Here is an 18,486-nt window from a genome sequence, read left to right as displayed (position 1 = left end):
GTGTGTGCCAAGCTACCCTCAAGGTTGCTGGACGAGGTTGTTTAGCGTGGTTAGGTTCTGCACAGCGTCACCCATCGTATTATTAAAATAAGCATAAACCGTTTTGCCTTCTTCCTGCCATTCGCTGATATAAGTACTGTATTCGGTTAATACATCGTCGGGGTAACTTCCTCGGTATTTTCCGCCTGGACCATGAAAACGGAGGTATATCGTATCGCCTGTGACATAATGTAACGGGGTGGCAGAAGCCGGGATATCCTGTAGGACAATACTAAGGTTACTTGACATAGCGAATTGGAGTATTTTTTCTGTATACCAGGAAGCATGGCGAAACTCCAGCGCTATTTTCCATGTCTCTTCAGGATCGGCCTTCTTCACACTGCTAATCAAATACTGTAGCTGCGGCATTAGGTTACCCTTTGCTGACGGCGGAAGCTGAACAAGCAAACAGCCTTTACGGTTTCCGGCGCTATTGATTGCCTCCATAAAGCGGATGATATCAGCCGGGTTAAATTCCAAGCCTTTTTCATGGGTTATCCCGCGCCAAAGCTTGAAGGTGAACCGAAAACCATCCGGCACGTCTTCCGCCCATTTACCAACTGTTTTAGCTTGGGGTATTTTATAAAATGACGAATTGATTTCAATACTGTTAAACAGGGAAGCATAATAACACAACCTGCTTTTTTCTTTAAAAGCTGGAGGATAATGTGTTTTGTTGGGCACAGGTAACACCAGGCCGCTTGTGCCGGCATAATAATTACCCATTAACTACTTCACCTCCATTTACATGGATGACCTGGCCGGTGATAAACGAGGCATCGTCAGAAGCAAGAAAAACATAGGCCGGACCCAGTTCAGATGGTTGCCCTGCTCTTTTCATGGCCGTTTCTGATCCAAATTCCTTAATCTTTTCTTTATCAAATGTAGCTACGATGAGTGGTGTCCAAACCGGGCCGGGTGCCACAGCGTTTACTCTGATCTTCTTTTTTACAATATTGGTGGCTAATGACCGGGTGAAAGAGGTGATTGCGCCTTTAGTGGAGGAATAATCAATTAGGTTTGGCGAAGATCGATAGGCGGTCACCGATGTTGTATTGATGATACTATCGCCGGGCCTCATAAATTCCAGCGCTTCGTTGGCAAAATAAAAATAAGCGAAGATGTTTGTGCTGAAGGTATCCTTCAGTTGTTTTTCATCGATATTTTTCGGGTCTTTTTGTGGTATCTGCATGCCCGCATTGTTAACAAGTATATTGAGTTTGCCCCATTTCTTAATAGTTTGCTGTACAGCCTTTTTGCAAAAGGAAGCTTTTTTAACATCGCCTCTTACTAACAGGCATTGTCTGCCTTCTGCTTCAACCAACTTTTGAGTTTCTTCAGCGTCAATATCTTCGTTCAGGTAAACAATTACAATATCTGCGCCTTCGCGTGCGAAATGAACGCTGACGGCGCGGCCGATGCCGCTGTCGCCACCGGTAATCAGGGCCACCTTGTCTTTCAGTTTTCCTGAACCCTGGTAGCTGGCTTTGATGTATTCCGGTGCCGGATTCATTTTGGCTTCAATGCCAGGCTGCCGGTTTTGTTTCTTTGGTGTCTTTGCCATAGCATTGCTTTTATAATATAACTATGCTTATTCCATATAGTTTCACTTATAGTTAAAACCGAATTTCGTAAGGCAGCGGTTAAAGAGGAAACGCCGGGTATTTCATAAAAAAAGGGCCGCTTAATTTTAAGCGGCCCAAACTACAATATCACCCTTATCATCTTAATCTTCTGCCGGTTCGGTGCTGGCCTCATAATTAGCCTGGCTCTCGGCAATCTCTGTTAATTTTGCATCTGCTGTTTTTTCTTCATCCAGCGTCAATACAAACAATTCAGCAATTTCATAATAGCCCAATGTTTTAGCCAGTGCGATCATGCCACCGTAGGAAGCTATTTCGTAGTGCTCTGCTTTCTGACCGGCAAAGATCAGTCCTACATCACGTTGGGCAGTTCCTTCCGCTGTAGCGCCGATGATCTCATCACCTTCGTCCACAATACCCGACATCGCTTCGCACTTCCTGCTTTCGGGCTCCAGGCCCAGGATCGCGAAAGCTTGTTCAAGACGTTGAACATGGGTTTCCGTTTCCGACAAATGCATTTCAAAAGCACTCTTCAGTTCAACGGAAGTTGCTGCTTCGGCCATATCCGGCAGCGTATCCACCAATTCCCGTTCGGCCCAAAGCAGGTCTTTTAGTTCATTCACAAAAAACTCCATTAGTTTGGAATTACCTCCCCCAGTTTCCTGCCATTCCTCTTCCTGTTCGATACTTTCCGGTTCCGGCGCATAAGCAGCCTGGTTTGGGTATTCACCTGCGGCGCCTTCGTATGATGGCTGCGCAACAAATTTGTTGGTAGCTGTTGGGTAACCAGGTTTTTCGCTCGTGGCTAATCCGGTATCGTCAGTGTCATAGTCATCATTGTCATCAGATGCCTCCACCTGGTCGCGTAAAGATCTAATAAGATCATGACTATCAATAATACCTTGCTGCTGCCTTTGTAAAATCTGTGTCAATTCGGAATCAAGATCATTCTCCGGATCCAGCGCATCGCGGTAAGCACTTTTAGCAGCATCTTCGCCACGCTCACACTCGTTCAGTACGGCTAATAGATCATGGCCTGTAAAAGTGGCTTTGATATCTATCCAGGCGCGGTGCAGGTCGCCAGAGGTACTGGTGCCATCGGCTGGTTCGATGCCATATTGCTGCGCAATAGCGGTCAGATCCGTTGCGTATTGCTGGCTTTCGCCGGCCAATTTGCTAAAAACGGAGATCAGGCCGTTGTCATTGTTTTCCAGGTCGGTGCCCGCTTTTTCAAAACCGGCTACGCGATCATTATTGATCTTGATGAGGTCATTGATCACATCGATCGATTTTTCAGATATTTCCATAGGTATAGTTATTATTTGTTGATGTTAAATTTACAGGCTATCAGCCCGCGCTGTTGTTATCCTCCAGTTCAGCGTACAGGACAGCCTGCGTTTTTCCATTGTCGAGTTTCACTACGATGCTATCGCCGATTGCATACACAACCTCGCCTTCACCTTCCTGTGAAAGCACACGCTGCCCTTTAAAGAACAAGTGCTCATCCATTGTTTAATTATTTAGCCACTGGTACAAAATTGCTCCATTGCGCAACACCTTTGGGTTCCGCATCTTTTACTTCTGCACTTTTTACGGCACTCATTTCTTTGTCCAGTTTATCCTTGGCTTTTAATTCTTTGCTGAAATCCTGCGGCAGTTTAGTTTGCCCTTCGGTTTCTTCCACTTGGGTTAAAGGGTTTTCCACAAAGATCCATTCCTTACCCATGCCCGGCATTTCACCTTCGTTCCAGGGGCCGCGCACGGCGCCATCTGAAAGGTTAAAAGCCTGTTGCGTAAAACGCGGATCGGCAGCCAATACGCCGGGCGGGAAATTAGGCTGGATGGTTTCCAGCGCCGCCTCGAACATTTTATAGTGCGCTACTTCGCGCGTCATCAGGAAAGACAACGTTTCGTGGATATAGGGGTCATCGGTAAATTTCATGAGGTGTTCATAAACCAGCTTGGCACGCGATTCGGAAGCCAGGTTACTGCGCAGGTCCACGGTCAGGTCGCCATTGGAGTGGATGTACGATGCGCACCAGGGAATGCCTTGACTATTGCGAGGCGTTACCCCACCGCCGGTAATCATTACAAATTGTGGATTGGCGGCCAGCGCTTCATGGATAATGCTTTCCTTTGCCGCTTTGCCGTTCATCACCTGCATGATCTCGGAGCTGTCGGCGGCATTTTTAAGTTCGCCGTTGACGCCTTTCAACAGCATCTGAATTGTTGCACCAACGATTTCCAGGTGACTGAATTCCTCGGTGGCGATATCCATCAGCATGTCATATTTATCGGGGTGCGGGACTTTCGCGCCGAACGCCTGGGTGAAATATTGCATGGCCGCAGCCAGCTCACCATTTTCGCCGCCGAATTGCTCCAATAAGAGGTTGGCAAAACGCGGATCAGGGCGGGATACCCTTGCATTGAATTGTAAGTCCTTGACGTGGTGAAACATAAGTTGAGTTTTAATGTATGTTTATTGTACAACTACTGAGTTTGTATTTAGTTTCTAATTAAAAAAATAATTAATTGAGAAAGTTATAAAACAAAATAGTGGCGCTTTAAGTTGATATCATACCTTTTTTCGCTATCCGCGGCGTTCACGGAGTAAGTATTATTTTTTTAAGATGCATGCATGCTCACCATGGCTTTTAACTGTTAACGCAAAACTGAACAGTGCTAACCTGGCCGCTCTTTATGAACAGGAAGCGGCGGGCTATTCCTTTAAAATTTATTTGATCGACGACTCCTGCTGGCTTGTGGCGGCATGGCCCCAAGGCAGCAGGATTGCATTCCGCCTAGCTTATTCGCCAAATGACAGCCTGGAATTAAAGAAGGTCTGGAAGAAAAATCAAAATATAACTTTCCGGATTAAGTCGATCATGGGTGAATACGAAGCTGTAGTGCAATTGCCAGCCGCGGATAATCCTGTACTTCGATTAACTACGACACTGAAAGCAGATTCCTCGCTTTTATTTCCTTACTGGCCGAGGGACATTGTGCCGCTTGGCGCAGCAGGCAGCGACTTAATGGCCGAGGGTGAGATCAAGGTCAGCCAGGTGGGTACCCGTTCGGGGCAACTTTATTTTAGCTTTAGCAGGCCAAAGGCAGGCTCAGTGCTTTACCTGCAGAACCTGACTGCCCTCGCGGATTATAACCAACAGACCGAAACTTCGGCCGGTGAAACTGTAGGCGGCGAATGGCCGGAAATCGGTTTTGCCTTGCCGCCAACGTTAAAGAATAAAGCACTGGAAGCGGGAAAAAAATACATTCTGAGTGACGCTTTTATCGCGCTTTCGGAAGAAGTACCGGGGAATGAACCGGCAATGATACGACAATACCTTGACCTGCTGGCGACCGTATATCTGCAATTGCCAAAACCAAATACCACTTATCAACACTGGCCGGTGATACTGCAAAAAGGCCTGACCGATCTGGAGAAAAGCCCCGGCAGCTGGAGCCAGGTTGATGGTCATCATTATCTCAATGCATATGTATGTGACTATGAAACGCCGCCCGAGATCATGGTTCAGCTTGCGGTGCTGCTTCCCTTACTTGACTATGTGGAATGGAGCAGTGCGGAATTGATCATGATGAAAAAAATAAAAGAAGGCCTATCCGCATTCTACGACGGGGAGCTTCAAACGATCATGCGCTGGCATCCAAAGGTAGCAGACACCATGGAAGGCGAGGAGGAACACAAGAAACCCATGGTTATGGATTCCTGGTATTTACAACACCCGTTGCTAAACCTTTCCCGGCTGGCGCTGAAAGGCGATAAGATTGCGGAAAAGCTGTTTCTCGACTCTCTTGACTTTGCCATTAGAGTTGCCCACCATTTTGATTATAAGTGGCCTGTATTTTATAAAATGGATACGCTGGAAGTGTTGAAAGCTGAAACCCAGCCCGGCAAAGGGGGAGAAAAGGATGTACCCGGTCTTTACGCTCATGTCATGCTGCAGGCCTGGGAGTTGACCGGGAATAAACGTTACCTGGCAGAAGCGGAAAAAGCAGCCCAGCGGCTACGTGGCCTGGGCTTTGAACTTTTCTATCAGGCCAACAATACTTCATTTTCAGCAGGGGCGCTACTGCGACTATATAAAATTACGAGAAAAGAGATTTACAGGGAGTTGAGTTATCTTTGTCTGGCTAATGTTTTTAAAAACGTCCGGCTGTGGGATTGTAATTATGGTTACGGCAAAAACTTCCCTTCCTTCTTTGCCTTGTTCCCGCTCAATGATGCGCCTTATACCGCCGCTTACGAGGAGCAGGAGGTCTTTTGTGCCTTTCATGATTACCTGCGCAACGCCGAAGGGGAGGAGATTCTGCCATCGTTACGATTGCTTTTAGCGGAATATATCCGTTTTCTGGTTGATAGGGCGGTTTATTATTATCCGACCATGCTGCCGAAAGAAATGCTGTCGGAGGAAGTCAAGACTGGTGAGGTTGATCCAAATCTCTGGATCGCGCTGGAGGATCTGCACGATGGCTGGGAAAAATCCGGCGAAGTTGGCCAGGAAGTCTACGGCGCGGGTAATGCCTTTGGCATTCTGCCGCGGCATTATATGCAGGTTGAAGACCAGTCTTTTATGATTTATACAGATTACCCGACGTACGGATTCTCGCCGAAAAAGCATCGCCCGGCTAAATTTAAACTCGCGGGTGACGGTAGGTTAAACAGCGTCCTGATGCTGGTTAAAACAGATAAAGGTAAAATGCCGGAATTTACGGTAAGGATGAATGCCCAAAAGGAAAGTTTAAAAGGAAAAAAAACTAAAGAAGGACACCTGGAATTTACTGTTCCAGGCGATAGCGAAATTCATATTGACTGGAAATGAAAATTGAAAAATTCTATAATCAGGCCTATGACAGGTTAAAGGAGGATCTGAGTGTAACTTCTGGAGCAGACAGCTTTACTTTGGTGATCAATGTTTTGGTCAACGCCCATGGCTTCGAAGATGCCAAACTCAAATTACAGTAAGCAATATTGCAGGACCTCAAAGACGCAGAAATAAAAATAGGAGGATCATAGATCAACGAATATGAAGAAGAAAGTTAATTTATTTGAGCGGTTCTCGAACTGGGCGACAACCGCTACCGGAAGTTCGGCGGCATTTATTATTGCCGCAGCCGTTGTAGTCATTTGGGCGGTCAGCGGCCCTTTGTTTCATTATTCCGAAACCTGGCAGCTCGTGATTAATACGGGTACGACAATTATCACCTTTCTGATGGTCTTCCTAATCCAAAAATCGCAAAACAAGGATTCCAAGGCGATCCATTTGAAGCTGAACGAGCTGTTGGCCTCGCATGAAGGTACCAGTAACCGCATTGTCGACATTGAAAATTTAACCGAAGATGAATTGGATAAGCTCCACCGCTTTTACGCGCAACTTTCGGCCTTGGCGGAAAAAGAGGATGATATTACCTGCACGCATTCGATCGATGCGGCGGAGGAAAATCAGCGAGGGAAGTCTGCCACAAGAAACCTAAAACCTTAATGGGCATGGAATTAATTGACCTGTTCGAACGCCTAATCGCGTTTAACACCGGCTTACTGCCGGATATGCTGGAATTGAAATACGAGGCCATGGCCGAGAATGCCTTTCGGTTCTTCCGGGGCACTTGTCATTTGTTTTACGAGGATCTGGCCGCTGCTGAAGCACTGCCACTCTCTCCGCTTGCCTGGATCTGCGGTGATCTGCATATTGAGAATTTTGGCAGTTACAAAGGAGATAATAAACTGGTTTATTTTGACTTAAATGATTTTGACGAAGCCCTATTGGCACCGGCTACCTATGAGCTAGCGCGGATGGTCAGCAGTATTTTTATCGCTTTTGACAACCTGGCTATCGAACCCAAAAAAGCTCAAAAGATGGCGCAACTCTACCTGAAAACCTATTCGGCCACACTGGCTAAAGGAAAGGCGATTAGTATAGAGCCGCGAACGGCCAAAGGCATCGTAAGTAATTTCTTACAGGCGGCTACCCATATCGACAAGAAAACCCTGCTTAAAAAACGTACGGTTAGTAAAAAGAGACACATCATGTTGTCACTGGAGGATGAGCGACATTTTAAGCTGGACAAGAAACTGAGGACTGAACTCCGGGCGCATATCAACGAATGGATTAAGACCAGCAGCGATGGTCCTTATAATTATGAAGTGATCAGCGCCGTTTTCCGGTTGGCCGGTACAGGTAGTGTAGGAGTTAAACGCTACCTGTTCCTACTGAAAAGTACTAATACAAAAAATAAGTATTTGTTGCTGGATATGAAGCAGGCCCGTACGTCTTCGATATTGCCTTATACTACCGTACAGCAACTGCAATGGGAAAGCGAGGCCGCGCGGGTGATTGGAGTGCAGCAGCGGATGCAGAACGTATCGGCAGCGCTGCTCAGCACAACATTATTCCGTGAGGAATCATATATCATCCAGGAATTACAGCCCGTGAAGGATACGATTAAATTCAAACTGCTGAAGGACGATTACCGTGATATGTACCAGGTCATCGACGATATGGCGGCACTGACCGCTTCCGCCCAGCTCCGCAGCGGCGGTATTCAGGGCTCTGCGGTCATTGACGAATTAATGGCCTTTGGTCTGGACCAGGGATGGCAAGAAGCCGTGAGCGAATACGCCCGCAAATATGCTATCAAGGTTAAACGCTATTATAAAAGTTATTTGAAAGGCTATCGAAAGGGCAAACTATGAAAAAGCAAACAACCTTCATGGCCATGATCGAATGCCCGAAATGTACCGGGTTAAGGACTATATCATTATCCAGCCAGTTATACTTCAGCTATTTCAGTTAATGAACTTTACATTAAAAACGACAGATGCGGAGAACCCTGTCATATGGCTTCGGGGAATACCGAGATCGGACCTGACTGACGTCATTCGCAACCACGTACAGGGGGGCCAGGAAGGCGAACAGAATCTTTGAAATAAGTTAAAAAAACGAGGTCGAATATTTTTGTATTTGACTAATATTTTTAGTAAGTTTAACTATTGAAATGTTACGAAAACCGCTGTTTATTTTATTTTTTCCTGCTTTATTTCAACTGGAGCGTTGTTAGGAGCCCTGCATGCTAAGAACCCATTTCCGGCATTCGCTATAGCATTTGGAATCTGGGCACTATTTGTATGGGGTTATAACAGGCGCTCTAAGAAAGAAACTGAAAGGCGATCCAGAGAAAGATTATTTGAAGATTATATGCGCCATAGGATCAGGAATGACCAGCGTTAATTTTCATAGTAAATTAAAAACAATTGCCAATTCATTTCGTTAAGTGAGTCGGTAAGCATTTCTGCTTACCTTGTGATAAAGTTTAGGTGAAGGTCCCCAGGCAGCGAGTGCGAGGGGACTTTCGTATTTAAAGCATTTCTGATCCTTGATATTTCAATTCGATCGATATTGTACCATCTTTTTATCTTTGCAGAATATGAGTTTACCTTTGCGCATCACATTTGAAGATATTGATTATACTTACAAAGTATTAAGTAAGGGATCAATAGGGAAACCACACAAATAAAAATCAGTCTTTTTAGCGAAGAGTTTACTTTGATTCGTAATCAACTCAATGATTGGGTTGCCGAAGAAACAACCATTGGAGATAATCAGGGCCTTTTAAAGGCCATTGGCCGTTCGCTGGCATCGCGTTACAGGCTTAAATAATACCCGGATTTGCCAAAACAATAAAGTCCCTGTCAATTTTGACAGAGACTTTCCCAAAACATTTTTAATTTTAATTATTGTGCGTTCTTTTTTTCTGTTACTTCTTTGCGGATATCAGTAGCCAATACCTTTAATTCCTGCATTACATTACGTAAGCGGGTACCTGCAGCTTTATTGCCTTTGTCATAAAAACTTGTAGCATCTGCTTCTGCTGCCGCTATCACTTCTTTTAATTTCTCGAATTTTTCCATTGTATTAATTTTTTAAAAGGCGCAAATCTAATATTTATCTTCTGGAAAAAGATTGTGCCGATAGGACGGCTGTTCCTCTTTTCTGAAAATTATAAAGGCCATTTTGTTTTTTTAAGAATCGTAAAGGAAGCAGCTGCTTTTCAATTTTAGAGAAGGTAACTAAGTTGCGATCCACACGATTCCCTTTCTTTACCCCCTGTTCCCAGAGAGAGCGACCGAATTCAATATCCTTTTAATGCTATGCCTGTTTGATATTTACATGGTCGGTAACAAACGGATCTGTGATTACGTGATCGAGGCAATACATCTGCATCTTTATCGTATTTCGCCGGCCAATGCCCGTTTTATATTCCTGGCTTATCTGCGCTATTATCCACAATTCCGAGCATTCAGTGGTAGACAGGCACGCAGCCGAGCGCGCAATCAGCCGCACCGCCAATCACAGGCGGGACTGGTGCAGGAGTTTATCCGCAAATATGAAAAGGAGGTCGCCAGCTTATCGAAGGATGAGCTAAGCTTGGAAACTCTGGACCGTTCCAAGCTGGAACCGGCAGACTGGGAAACTGGGTTTAGTTTTGTCCCGGTTGATATGCAAGACCCCTTTCTCATGGCCTATAGCCTGATGGCAGTACCGGAGATCGTTAAAGAGTTAATGGTTCCCCGGCGTTCAGGAACCCGGCCGGATAATTGGGATTACCATATGGAACATCGCTTTTTTACGCTGTACAGTCATTTCCTGCTTTATCGCACCGAAGCAGATATTCCCAAATTTTTCGCACCCGTACTAGCCAATTTTAACGTCTCTAGTGAAATAGCCGATCTTTTGGGTGAACTGATCGGCGCCCAGATCCGGGTGGATAATTACGACGGAGTACAGTGATGCTAGCTGTGTATCTTTCAATACCCGAAGCTGAAAATAGCAGAAGGGCATTAAATACATCAAACGGTATGCGAAGAGCAAAGTTGCTTGGAAGATATCCCAACAAAGCACCGCTTGGTTTTATCAATTATACTGGATTAGACGGTAAGAAATACATTATTCCTGCGCAACCTGAAGCAGATATTATTAAATGGGCTTTTAAGCAGCTTGCGAAAAATTCATTTAAGATAGAAGTAGTAAGAAGAATGGCTTGCGCTAAAGGGTTAAGATGTTCGAGATCTGGTTTTTGGAAGCTTGTACGAAATCCAGTATATTGTGGACTTATTCCTTTGTCTGTGATAGGACAATAACCTGATTTGATAAAAGCTGTTCATGAGCCGTTAATCTCTGAATCCTTGTTTAATGAAGTCCAGGCTATAATCAATACCAAGCGGAAGATCACATGTAAATCCGATGAGTTAAGTAATGCATTTTTTCTTAGGAGGTTTTTAATTTGTCCAGTTTGTGGAGGAAAGCTCACTGGAAGTTTCTCTAAAGGGTCTACAAAAAAGCATTCTTATTATCATTGTTCGAAAGGTTGTAGGACAAGGATAAAATCGGAACTGGTAAATAACAGCTATAACGAGAGATTGCAGGAATTGCGTCTTTTAGATGGATCGGTCGGATTGTTTGATCTTGTTTTGGAGGATGAGAATATTGGTGTTCAAAGGATTGAATATCTGCAAGACCGCAGGTTATTAATAAAACAACTTGAAGAACAGCGGTTGGTGATTTCGAAGGCAAGAAAATTGTTTGTAGCTGATAGGGTGAAATTTGATGACTTTAAAGAACTTAAGATAGAAAGCCTGGCAATTTGTAACAATGTAGGAGTAGAGTTGAACAGTAATGCATCTAAATTAAAATTACTTCGGGAACAATTAAAAGTAGAAGGAAGATCTATCAATCAGATATTTCACAACTTTTTAAACCTAGACATATTGGATAAGAAGTATATCGTGAGTATGATTCCGCCAACAACTATTAATATTACTACTGGAACTGTATCGATACAAATTAATAGTGTTTTGGCAAATATATTGTCTTTTAAAAAGCCGAACGCAACATTTGAAGGGATGGCTCTGGATAGGGGAATGAAAAGTTATAGAGAAAGAAAAGTTCCGACAAGACGGGCGATTTCGATCCTGATAAAAAATGGTATTCAATTAGATGAAAGCGAAGCCGTGGTGGTTTTAGATTTTCTATATCGCATGGCAAAAACATATAATTTCACTAATACCCCAAATAACAAGATCCTTAAGTGGATATCGAACCAGCAAAAAACAGGGCAGGAGATATCTTAAACTTGCTTTTTAGACTACATTTCAAAAAGGTATAACAAATATTTACGGAAAAATCGAACCGTTACAGAAAGTGGTGTAACGGTTTGATTAGTAAATTTTTATGGGTATAAAAAAAGGAAACAACGACCATGTGTTGTTTCCTTAAGTACTCAGAGCGGGAATCGAACCCGCTTTGTAAGTCCTTAAATTATAATAAGTTACAAATCCTTAAGAGATCATTCAACGATTTATACAACCCGGTATTTAGCCATTAATCGCTGTATCACAAATATACAAAACGGTTGATCTTAAGAGAAATTCAAAATGATTTTAATTATAAAAAACTGAATGATAGGTTCGAACCATATCCAATGATTGCAATATGTAGGAGGACAATAGTTGCCGGAGGGAGTTTGTACACCCCTTATACAATTCTGATATTCAATATTCTGTGTGGATTTAATTTCTTACTCACCGAAATACTCACCACTTTTTAAATACAGATTGATTGCAAATCTTATACTATAAAGGTACGAAAACTCATCTGTATCTTCAAAATTTGAACTACATTGTAGCAATAGCAATTAGCTCTTTAGAAATGTTAAAACATTTGCAAAAACGGAAATCCCCCGGCTCATAATTACTTTTGCCTTTTGCATACTGCTATTGGAGAGGCGGAAAGTTTTTGCAGCATTTTATACGAGTATAAACGGGTATATTCGATTAATAGAGCGTTCAATTTGTCAGGATCTTTCGTTCTAATTTTAAAAGATTAATATTGAAGGCGATATCGTCAAAAGTATTATTCTCTGAATTTTTAGCATCAGCATCGAGTTTAGCATGTATATATTCCGTCAAATGCTGAGTCCTTACTTCCAAATAAACTAACGGGTCAAATTCAGAATAAGAGTTGTAACCATCTTTCAAGTTATTTATAGAATTATCAATAATTTTAACACACGAATTCGTGCATAATATTTGAGACTTTCCGGTCAAGTATCTTAGCAAATCCTCGTCAGTTGAGAGATCATTAGGAAAGGCAATCTTGCAGTATTCGTAAATCAACTGGTAATAGAGATCAAGGGAAGCTTTAGCGTTGCTACCAATTGGATTGGTCGAAACATTTAAGAAATCACGCTCAAGTTCAGTCATATAAGCTGTTGCTCTTGCTTGAAATGCTTTCTTAAAATACTTAGTTTGTAATTTATTCCAATTCGCGGTGTCCCTAACAATCGCGCCATCTTTTAATCCGTGGTTAAATGTTCTTTGCACAAAAGCGCTTATAGTCTTAAAGTTTTCTTTAAAGACAGTTTCGGGATCTTTATCATATAACTTGTTGCCGAATCTTATGTATTTAAAATCAGACGTTATTTGATGAGTGGCTGAATCGTGCCAATAGCGCTGGTAGGAGATATTATATGCCCGAAATGGAAATTCTCCGTCTCCATAATCATATTTGTAAATTAAAAATGGTGTTGAAATACCATCGGCAGTTACATAGGAAAAATTAAATCCAAAGTCGAGATCCTCAGTCCAGTCTTGTTCACCATCACAATAATCTACCCCTGTGCCAGGTCCGGCCACGTTGCTGTGTGAAACTTTAGTAAATTTATAGGACCAACCCTGCCAACCAGATTTGACTTTCGTAAAATCTAATCGAATTGTCCCCAATCCAAGTGTTTGCGGAATAAAGTCCACTGTATCTAAGTATTTATAAAAGGTGGTATCATCATTCTTAAACGACTTTCCATTAACTGCCAGGTCCACATGTGTGATAGCAGGAAAACTTGTCCCTTTGTGAGCAAACGGAGTGACGGAATTAAATTCGTTTGCGACGATTTGATTACAGGTTGGCCAGTAAATATTATCTATGAACTTTTTTGCATTATCTTTATATGCTTTCAATAACGCATCGATAATTTTATAATTTGGATGAGTGCCTGTTGAATCTTTATAGGATTTTAAACTTGTTTGAAAATCCAAAATGGCCTGCCCTTGCGCAATATAATTATCCAATAGCGCTATGTTTACCTTACGTTTAGCTATTTTCGGAAAGTCGTTGACCAATTTTAAAAGTGCACTGGTTGACGTCATCCATATACCGGGATCGGGCAGCGTGGCGGCTTGATTGGTTGCAACGACCTTTGTTCGTAGAATATCTTTAAATAGATTGATGGGCAATTCATTGTCGCACCGTCGGCTAAAATTGTCGTAAAGATCGGTATTGGTGAACGTCAAGGCATCGTTCATCATCGTACTATATTGCAGCGAACGACCAACTCCGTTTCCGAGCGTCAGTAGATAACTTGTAAATTGATCATTGGTCATTGTTCCATCTTTTATAACATCCTTATAACTGAAGATTTCCGAACATGTCGTAAGTAAATTATCTTTAAAGCTTTGATCCAAGCGATTCATGATGCTTTTATCCATGCTATATAGCTTGGTTTGTAAAGCTGCCTGGCTAACTGAAAGATTAGAAAGGATTTCCGCATTGACGATTTGCTGCTTTTGTAAAGCATCAAAACCTTTGATCATGGTTGAATAAATCGTATCTAACTTTTCATCAACGATATCAAACCGTTTATTCATGTGAACATATAGTGTATCAACCATCTTCGCGAGCCCATTAATCTGCTCCATGATTTGTTGTTCCGGTGTAGGTCCAGAAGAGAAATAGCTAAAAATGTTGATCACTGCGGCTACTATGTCGCCAGATAAAATAATTGAGCTTACCGACTTGCCTCCGTTACCGAATTTAGATGCAACCTGATCAAACTTGTCAATTGCCGATGCGACTTGAATCGCGTTATTTCCAAGGACCGTAATGTCGTTAGCTAATTTTTTATTGCCAAAAGCAAACGCCAGGCCGGAAAAAATATTGATCGCGGCAGACGCAGTTTGCAATTTAATGTTGTCGATTTGTGCTTGATTTTCAATTTCCTGTTGAGTCGCCTGATTTTGCAGAGCCCTAGTAATAAGTTCATTATTTTGTCGTTCACTTTCGTTGAGCTCGTTTAGTTTATTAGAAAACTGAGTAACCAAATCGCCTTCCATTAGCTGATTAGCCTCGATCTTTTGCAACATATCCTTAGTATACACTTGGTTGGCAAAGTCGGGATTATGAGTCATGAGTTGCTCGACATTTTCGAATGGCGAAGCATTGAAGCTGGCGCCGGTCGCAGCATTTAGCACAGTGCCAAAGCTTAAGTTCGTTTGCGAAAGTTTCCAGGCGTCATCCAATACCAAGTTTGTGGCATAAACGCCAAGATTATATCCGTTCAATTGGTTTGAAAAGTAATTATCCGTTGCATTATTGGTTAGGCGCGTATATAAATCGGACCCACTTCTATACAAAAATGATAGCGCTGCAGCTCCAACACCAATTGATTTAAAGGGTTTCGGAAGACCTACAGCAGAAACACCAACGGCAATATCGTTTAAATACGAAGAAATGTCGTTATACTTTTTACCCCCATTGACTGAAATGAGCTGTTGATCAAAATCAGTCAATTTTGCTTCGGCCGCAGACACTGACATTCGCGGGTTATCTTGAAATAGAGTCAAGAGATACCAGGTCTTTAGAATGGATCCATAATCGCCATTTCTTTGGGTATTATATTTTGAAAGTTCGCGAAAATTAATTTCATCAACAGAAGTAAGCGTTTGTTGAGAAAAGCATGGAATTGACATCAGCATTAGTGCTGAAATTAGCAATGACTTCATAGTATAATTAACGCCAATTTTTAAAAAGCGCTATTGGCTTGATCAGGCTAAATATAAGAAAAACAAACACTTATTAGACTAAGCCAACTAAAATTGCCATTTTATCCAGAATTGTGTGATGTAGTATAGGCCTATTGCTTCATTTTAATTGTATTCAAATTCACCAGCAACGTGTCCGCCGCCGGTTGAAACTGTTCCCGCAACACCTCTTCTACTTCATAGGGCCCGATTTGCGCGAAGAAACGCAAAAAAGGAGCATATGGTAAACGAATTAAAAAGCTATCAGGTTTTCCACTAAGGATGCAATAATCCTGATATAACTGTTGAACAAGCTTTGATGTCACAATTAGTGATGTATTCTCAACCGTTTCATTTATCTTAAAAAACAACAAAATTAATCTCATTACTCCACCTAATGCAGACATGGATAAACTGCTAAAATCATGGGGTTACTAAATTATTTATCAGCAGTATCCAGTGTAATCTTATAAGTCACCACATTAGTAAATAAACGATATTGAGAAAACGGTATATTTGATATGAATAAGCTGCCCGAACCATACACAAACTGCTATTCACAAATTAAATGTCACTGGAAAAAACAACTGGTGAAGTATCCGCAATAGTCGGCTACTTTTTTCAATATGAGATTTTTGCCACAGAAATATACAACCACCTATTATCAAATCAGTTAGAATGGGTAGAATTTGCAAGCCAGGAAGCAGGCAAACTTGATGACGTGTTAATTGGCACCAAAGATACCATCATTGCCTATCAAACTAAACAAATTGGTTCATCGAGTTTTAGTTACCGAGAGTTTACCAATGCTGATCCGGAGAGTGTTTTTCAAGGTATTTTCAAGGGATGGAAGAAAATTTCAGACACCTATCCAAGCAAAAAAATTGATGCGAGATTTATTACCACACAAAATATTTCTGAAGACGATTCAATAAGTGGGTACACAGGGCCATCCAAACCGTCTTTTGAAAAATTTGTAAGAAATTTTTGGAAACCAATACAGAGCGGCACTTACGACAGTCAATCAATACCAGTGGTATGGCAACCGGTATTCGATGAATTAGTCAAATCTGCTCCTTTTGAACACCAGTCTGGCACGAGTATAAAAGGAAGAACACGAGTCAGTAGTTTATCCAACAAGCAGCTAAAAAAATTAATCCACATGGTGGCTATATGTGCTTGCGCATATAATCCAGAGATGAAAAGCTATTATAAAAGAAGAGTGAGCGAGGGGAAAAATAAGATGAGTACGCTAAATGTTATACGCAATAAGATCATTTCCAGAATGTTTGCTGTTGTCAATCGCGGCTCGGGCTATGTAGATCTGATGAAATATGCAGCTTAGGGCTTATCATCTAAACTCTTAAACAACTCCCTTATTTTGGACGGGTTCTGTCAAGGGCAGCGAAGGGCGGGCTTGTGCGGCTGCGCTGTTCATACACCCTTGACGGGTTCCGGCCAAAATGAGAATTTTGTTGTCGAGTTAAGATGAAAATAACCATAAAAGAAGCCTTTGAGGTTATATATCTCTAAAAAAGCAAAATGAATGTCCCCGTTTGTGTATAAGCTTAGTGATAATGAACAAAAGCTACCTTACGTTTGCGGTAAGATGATAGCTTTTGAGGACGCTAATCGTTAAGTAATTCTTAGCGGGAAGAAGCTTTATTAATTAGAGATCAAGCTTATTGGTAAATTTATTTAATAATTGGTTTTAACACTAAGTCCAATTCCTGTCCCTTTTCTTGTCCAGGCAGATTGACTGGCCTGCCTGAAATAGGTATGGCCAAAAACAGCGGCTGCGATAGCAAGCTTGGCATTGGTTGCTGGCTGAGCTTCTATCCATTCCAGGGTCAATAGGACATCATTGTTCAGATAAAGAATATATTTAGAAAGATCGAATGTCATTTTACCCGTTTGGTAGTCCTCGATATTGATAAAGATATTTTCGCTTAATATGTTATTGCCAGGCTTATCGTTGACGAGTTTATACAAATTCATTCGAAAGACTAAATGCTTGAAAGGGTTTTGAATGATTAAAAAGCTAAGACTTTGCAAACTAGTTTCCGGGTGCTTGATTGGTATAATAATGCCGGCCTGTGAACCAACCCCGCTGGCATCGAAGCCCAGACCAAATAACTTTGAATCCTTTTCGTAACCAACGATTTTCACATGCACCTTTTTAGAAACGATAGATACTTGTTTGAGCTGATTTACCGATTTTTTTAATGAAATTGTCAATGGCCCATCTTTTAATCTTTCTTTGAGGTCACTAATCAAAAAAGCCTCGTTCCTGTAACCAATACTTGAGAATTTCAAAGTATCATTATTGGTAACTTTATTATCCAAAGTAATACTAAATGCACCAACAGCATTTGAAACCGTACCATTAGGCGTACTGGTTACTCCGATGCTAACATACGGGACAGGCTTATGATCGTCATCATCGACCACAACACCAGTTAGCTTGTTTTGGGCGTAAGCATGAAGACCTTGTATTAAAAAAACTGTTATCCATATATACCTCTTCATAATTAATTGTTTAATAGTATTTTATAAAACATTCAAAACAGCGTCTATCAAAGATGATTTATATCTGTCGTAGATTTTAGCGCAATAATGTTATTTTTTGTTAAATAAACTCTCTGATATAGTTATAACTTTTTCAATCCTAACCAACAATTAATTGTGATTAAAAAACTTATAAATAACTTGTAAAAGTCTTAGAATACGAAGCACTGCTAAAAAACAAATTAGAATGCTTCGCTTGTATAGCCTCCTATGTAAAGCGTAGTATATAAAAATGGTTATTTTTTTATTTTATTCAATGGTTTTTATTTTTTTCTTTTGCCAGCTTTCCAGTAAAGGCAATAGGGTTCACTGGCAGTAATTATTGCCTTTATTAAAAGATCACCCCATGTTTCTCAGCCTCCTATTTGCGATCATCCTTAAGAAGCCGCCAGCATTAATTATGGGTTTGTATAAAAGGCGCTGCCT

17 protein-coding genes are annotated in these 18,486 nt (G+C 41.7%); 8 read left to right on the top strand and 9 right to left on the bottom strand.

Translation table 11 applies throughout. From position 1 onward, the window contains the following. Positions 1-18 precede the first annotated feature (18 nt). The 5 genes from AC1D0K_RS22625 to AC1D0K_RS22605 all read right to left on the bottom strand — a co-directional run bounded on the left by AC1D0K_RS22625 (position 19) and on the right by AC1D0K_RS22605 (position 4,080). The gene (locus AC1D0K_RS22625; protein ID WP_477396280.1) at positions 19-765 is read right to left on the bottom strand and encodes a DUF72 domain-containing protein; all 747 of its coding nucleotides are present in this window, start codon (positions 763-765) and stop codon (positions 19-21) included. Next, positions 758-1,603 (bottom strand): SDR family oxidoreductase, encoded by an 846-nt coding sequence (locus AC1D0K_RS22620; protein ID WP_477396282.1) that lies wholly within the window; start codon positions 1,601-1,603, stop codon positions 758-760. Before AC1D0K_RS22620 ends, AC1D0K_RS22625 begins: the two co-directional genes overlap by 8 nt. A 162-nt stretch (positions 1,604-1,765) precedes the next feature. Next, complete coding sequence (locus tag AC1D0K_RS22615) at positions 1,766-2,929, bottom strand: DUF892 family protein (protein WP_477396284.1); 1,164 nt, start codon at positions 2,927-2,929, stop codon at positions 1,766-1,768. Between the two features lie 40 nt (positions 2,930-2,969). Next, positions 2,970-3,131: a hypothetical protein gene (locus AC1D0K_RS22610; RefSeq protein WP_477396286.1), complete on the bottom strand. Its 162-nt coding sequence runs from the start codon at positions 3,129-3,131 to the stop codon at positions 2,970-2,972. 7 nt (positions 3,132-3,138) lie between these two features. Then, positions 3,139-4,080, bottom strand: a complete 942-nt coding sequence (locus AC1D0K_RS22605) for a manganese catalase family protein (RefSeq protein WP_477396288.1) — start codon at positions 4,078-4,080, stop codon at positions 3,139-3,141. A 172-nt stretch (positions 4,081-4,252) separates the two neighbouring features. On the opposite strand from AC1D0K_RS22605, the gene AC1D0K_RS22600 reads away from it, so the two are divergent. The 4 genes from AC1D0K_RS22600 to AC1D0K_RS22585 all read left to right on the top strand — a co-directional run bounded on the left by AC1D0K_RS22600 (position 4,253) and on the right by AC1D0K_RS22585 (position 8,334). Then, complete coding sequence (locus AC1D0K_RS22600; RefSeq protein ID WP_477396290.1) at positions 4,253-6,463, top strand: hypothetical protein; 2,211 nt, start codon at positions 4,253-4,255, stop codon at positions 6,461-6,463. Further along, on the top strand, positions 6,460-6,606 hold the full coding sequence (locus AC1D0K_RS22595) for a hypothetical protein (protein WP_477396292.1): 147 nt from the start codon (positions 6,460-6,462) through the stop codon (positions 6,604-6,606). The genes AC1D0K_RS22600 and AC1D0K_RS22595 overlap by 4 nt, the downstream gene beginning before the upstream one ends. A 61-nt stretch (positions 6,607-6,667) precedes the next feature. Then, the gene (locus AC1D0K_RS22590; protein WP_477396294.1) at positions 6,668-7,123 is read left to right on the top strand and encodes a low affinity iron permease family protein; all 456 of its coding nucleotides are present in this window, start codon (positions 6,668-6,670) and stop codon (positions 7,121-7,123) included. A 5-nt stretch (positions 7,124-7,128) separates the two neighbouring features. Next, on the top strand, positions 7,129-8,334 hold the full coding sequence (locus AC1D0K_RS22585; protein ID WP_477396296.1) for a DUF2252 domain-containing protein: 1,206 nt from the start codon (positions 7,129-7,131) through the stop codon (positions 8,332-8,334). Between the two features lie 1,038 nt (positions 8,335-9,372). Here the strand turns inward: AC1D0K_RS22585 and AC1D0K_RS22580 are convergent. Then, positions 9,373-9,549 carry a histone H1 gene (locus AC1D0K_RS22580; protein WP_477396298.1) on the bottom strand — a complete coding sequence of 59 codons (177 nt, stop codon included), beginning with the start codon at positions 9,547-9,549 and terminating at the stop codon, positions 9,373-9,375. A gap of 235 nt (positions 9,550-9,784) precedes the next feature. On the opposite strand from AC1D0K_RS22580, the gene AC1D0K_RS22575 reads away from it, so the two are divergent. The 3 genes from AC1D0K_RS22575 to AC1D0K_RS22565 all read left to right on the top strand — a co-directional run bounded on the left by AC1D0K_RS22575 (position 9,785) and on the right by AC1D0K_RS22565 (position 11,769). Then, on the top strand, positions 9,785-10,429 hold the full coding sequence (locus AC1D0K_RS22575; protein ID WP_477396300.1) for a hypothetical protein: 645 nt from the start codon (positions 9,785-9,787) through the stop codon (positions 10,427-10,429). Positions 10,430-10,497: 68 nt separating this feature from the next. Then, the gene (locus tag AC1D0K_RS22570; protein ID WP_477396302.1) at positions 10,498-10,779 is read left to right on the top strand and encodes a hypothetical protein; all 282 of its coding nucleotides are present in this window, start codon (positions 10,498-10,500) and stop codon (positions 10,777-10,779) included. Positions 10,780-10,785: 6 nt separating this feature from the next. Continuing rightward, positions 10,786-11,769 (top strand): recombinase zinc ribbon domain-containing protein, encoded by a 984-nt coding sequence (locus AC1D0K_RS22565; protein ID WP_477441573.1) that lies wholly within the window; start codon positions 10,786-10,788, stop codon positions 11,767-11,769. A 714-nt stretch (positions 11,770-12,483) separates the two neighbouring features. Here the strand turns inward: AC1D0K_RS22565 and AC1D0K_RS22560 are convergent. Continuing rightward, positions 12,484-15,474, bottom strand: a complete 2,991-nt coding sequence (locus AC1D0K_RS22560; RefSeq protein ID WP_477395264.1) for a hypothetical protein — start codon at positions 15,472-15,474, stop codon at positions 12,484-12,486. Between the two features lie 131 nt (positions 15,475-15,605). Further along, positions 15,606-15,899, bottom strand: a complete 294-nt coding sequence (locus AC1D0K_RS22555; protein WP_477395261.1) for a hypothetical protein — start codon at positions 15,897-15,899, stop codon at positions 15,606-15,608. A 161-nt stretch (positions 15,900-16,060) separates the two neighbouring features. Between AC1D0K_RS22555 and AC1D0K_RS22550 the strand changes: the two genes are divergently transcribed. Beyond that, entirely contained in the window at positions 16,061-16,837 is a 777-nt protein-coding gene (locus AC1D0K_RS22550; protein WP_477395259.1) for a transposase, read from the top strand. Between the two features lie 353 nt (positions 16,838-17,190). Here the strand turns inward: AC1D0K_RS22550 and AC1D0K_RS22545 are convergent, their stop codons facing one another. Next, the gene (locus AC1D0K_RS22545; protein WP_477395257.1) at positions 17,191-18,021 is read right to left on the bottom strand and encodes a carboxypeptidase-like regulatory domain-containing protein; all 831 of its coding nucleotides are present in this window, start codon (positions 18,019-18,021) and stop codon (positions 17,191-17,193) included. Between the last annotated feature and the right edge of the window lie 465 nt (positions 18,022-18,486).

It is taken from the genome of Mucilaginibacter sp. P1_A3 (assembly GCF_056406855.1).
The sequence above is the reverse complement of the archived record's forward strand: the minus strand, read 5'-3'. Positions and strand labels throughout refer to the sequence as shown.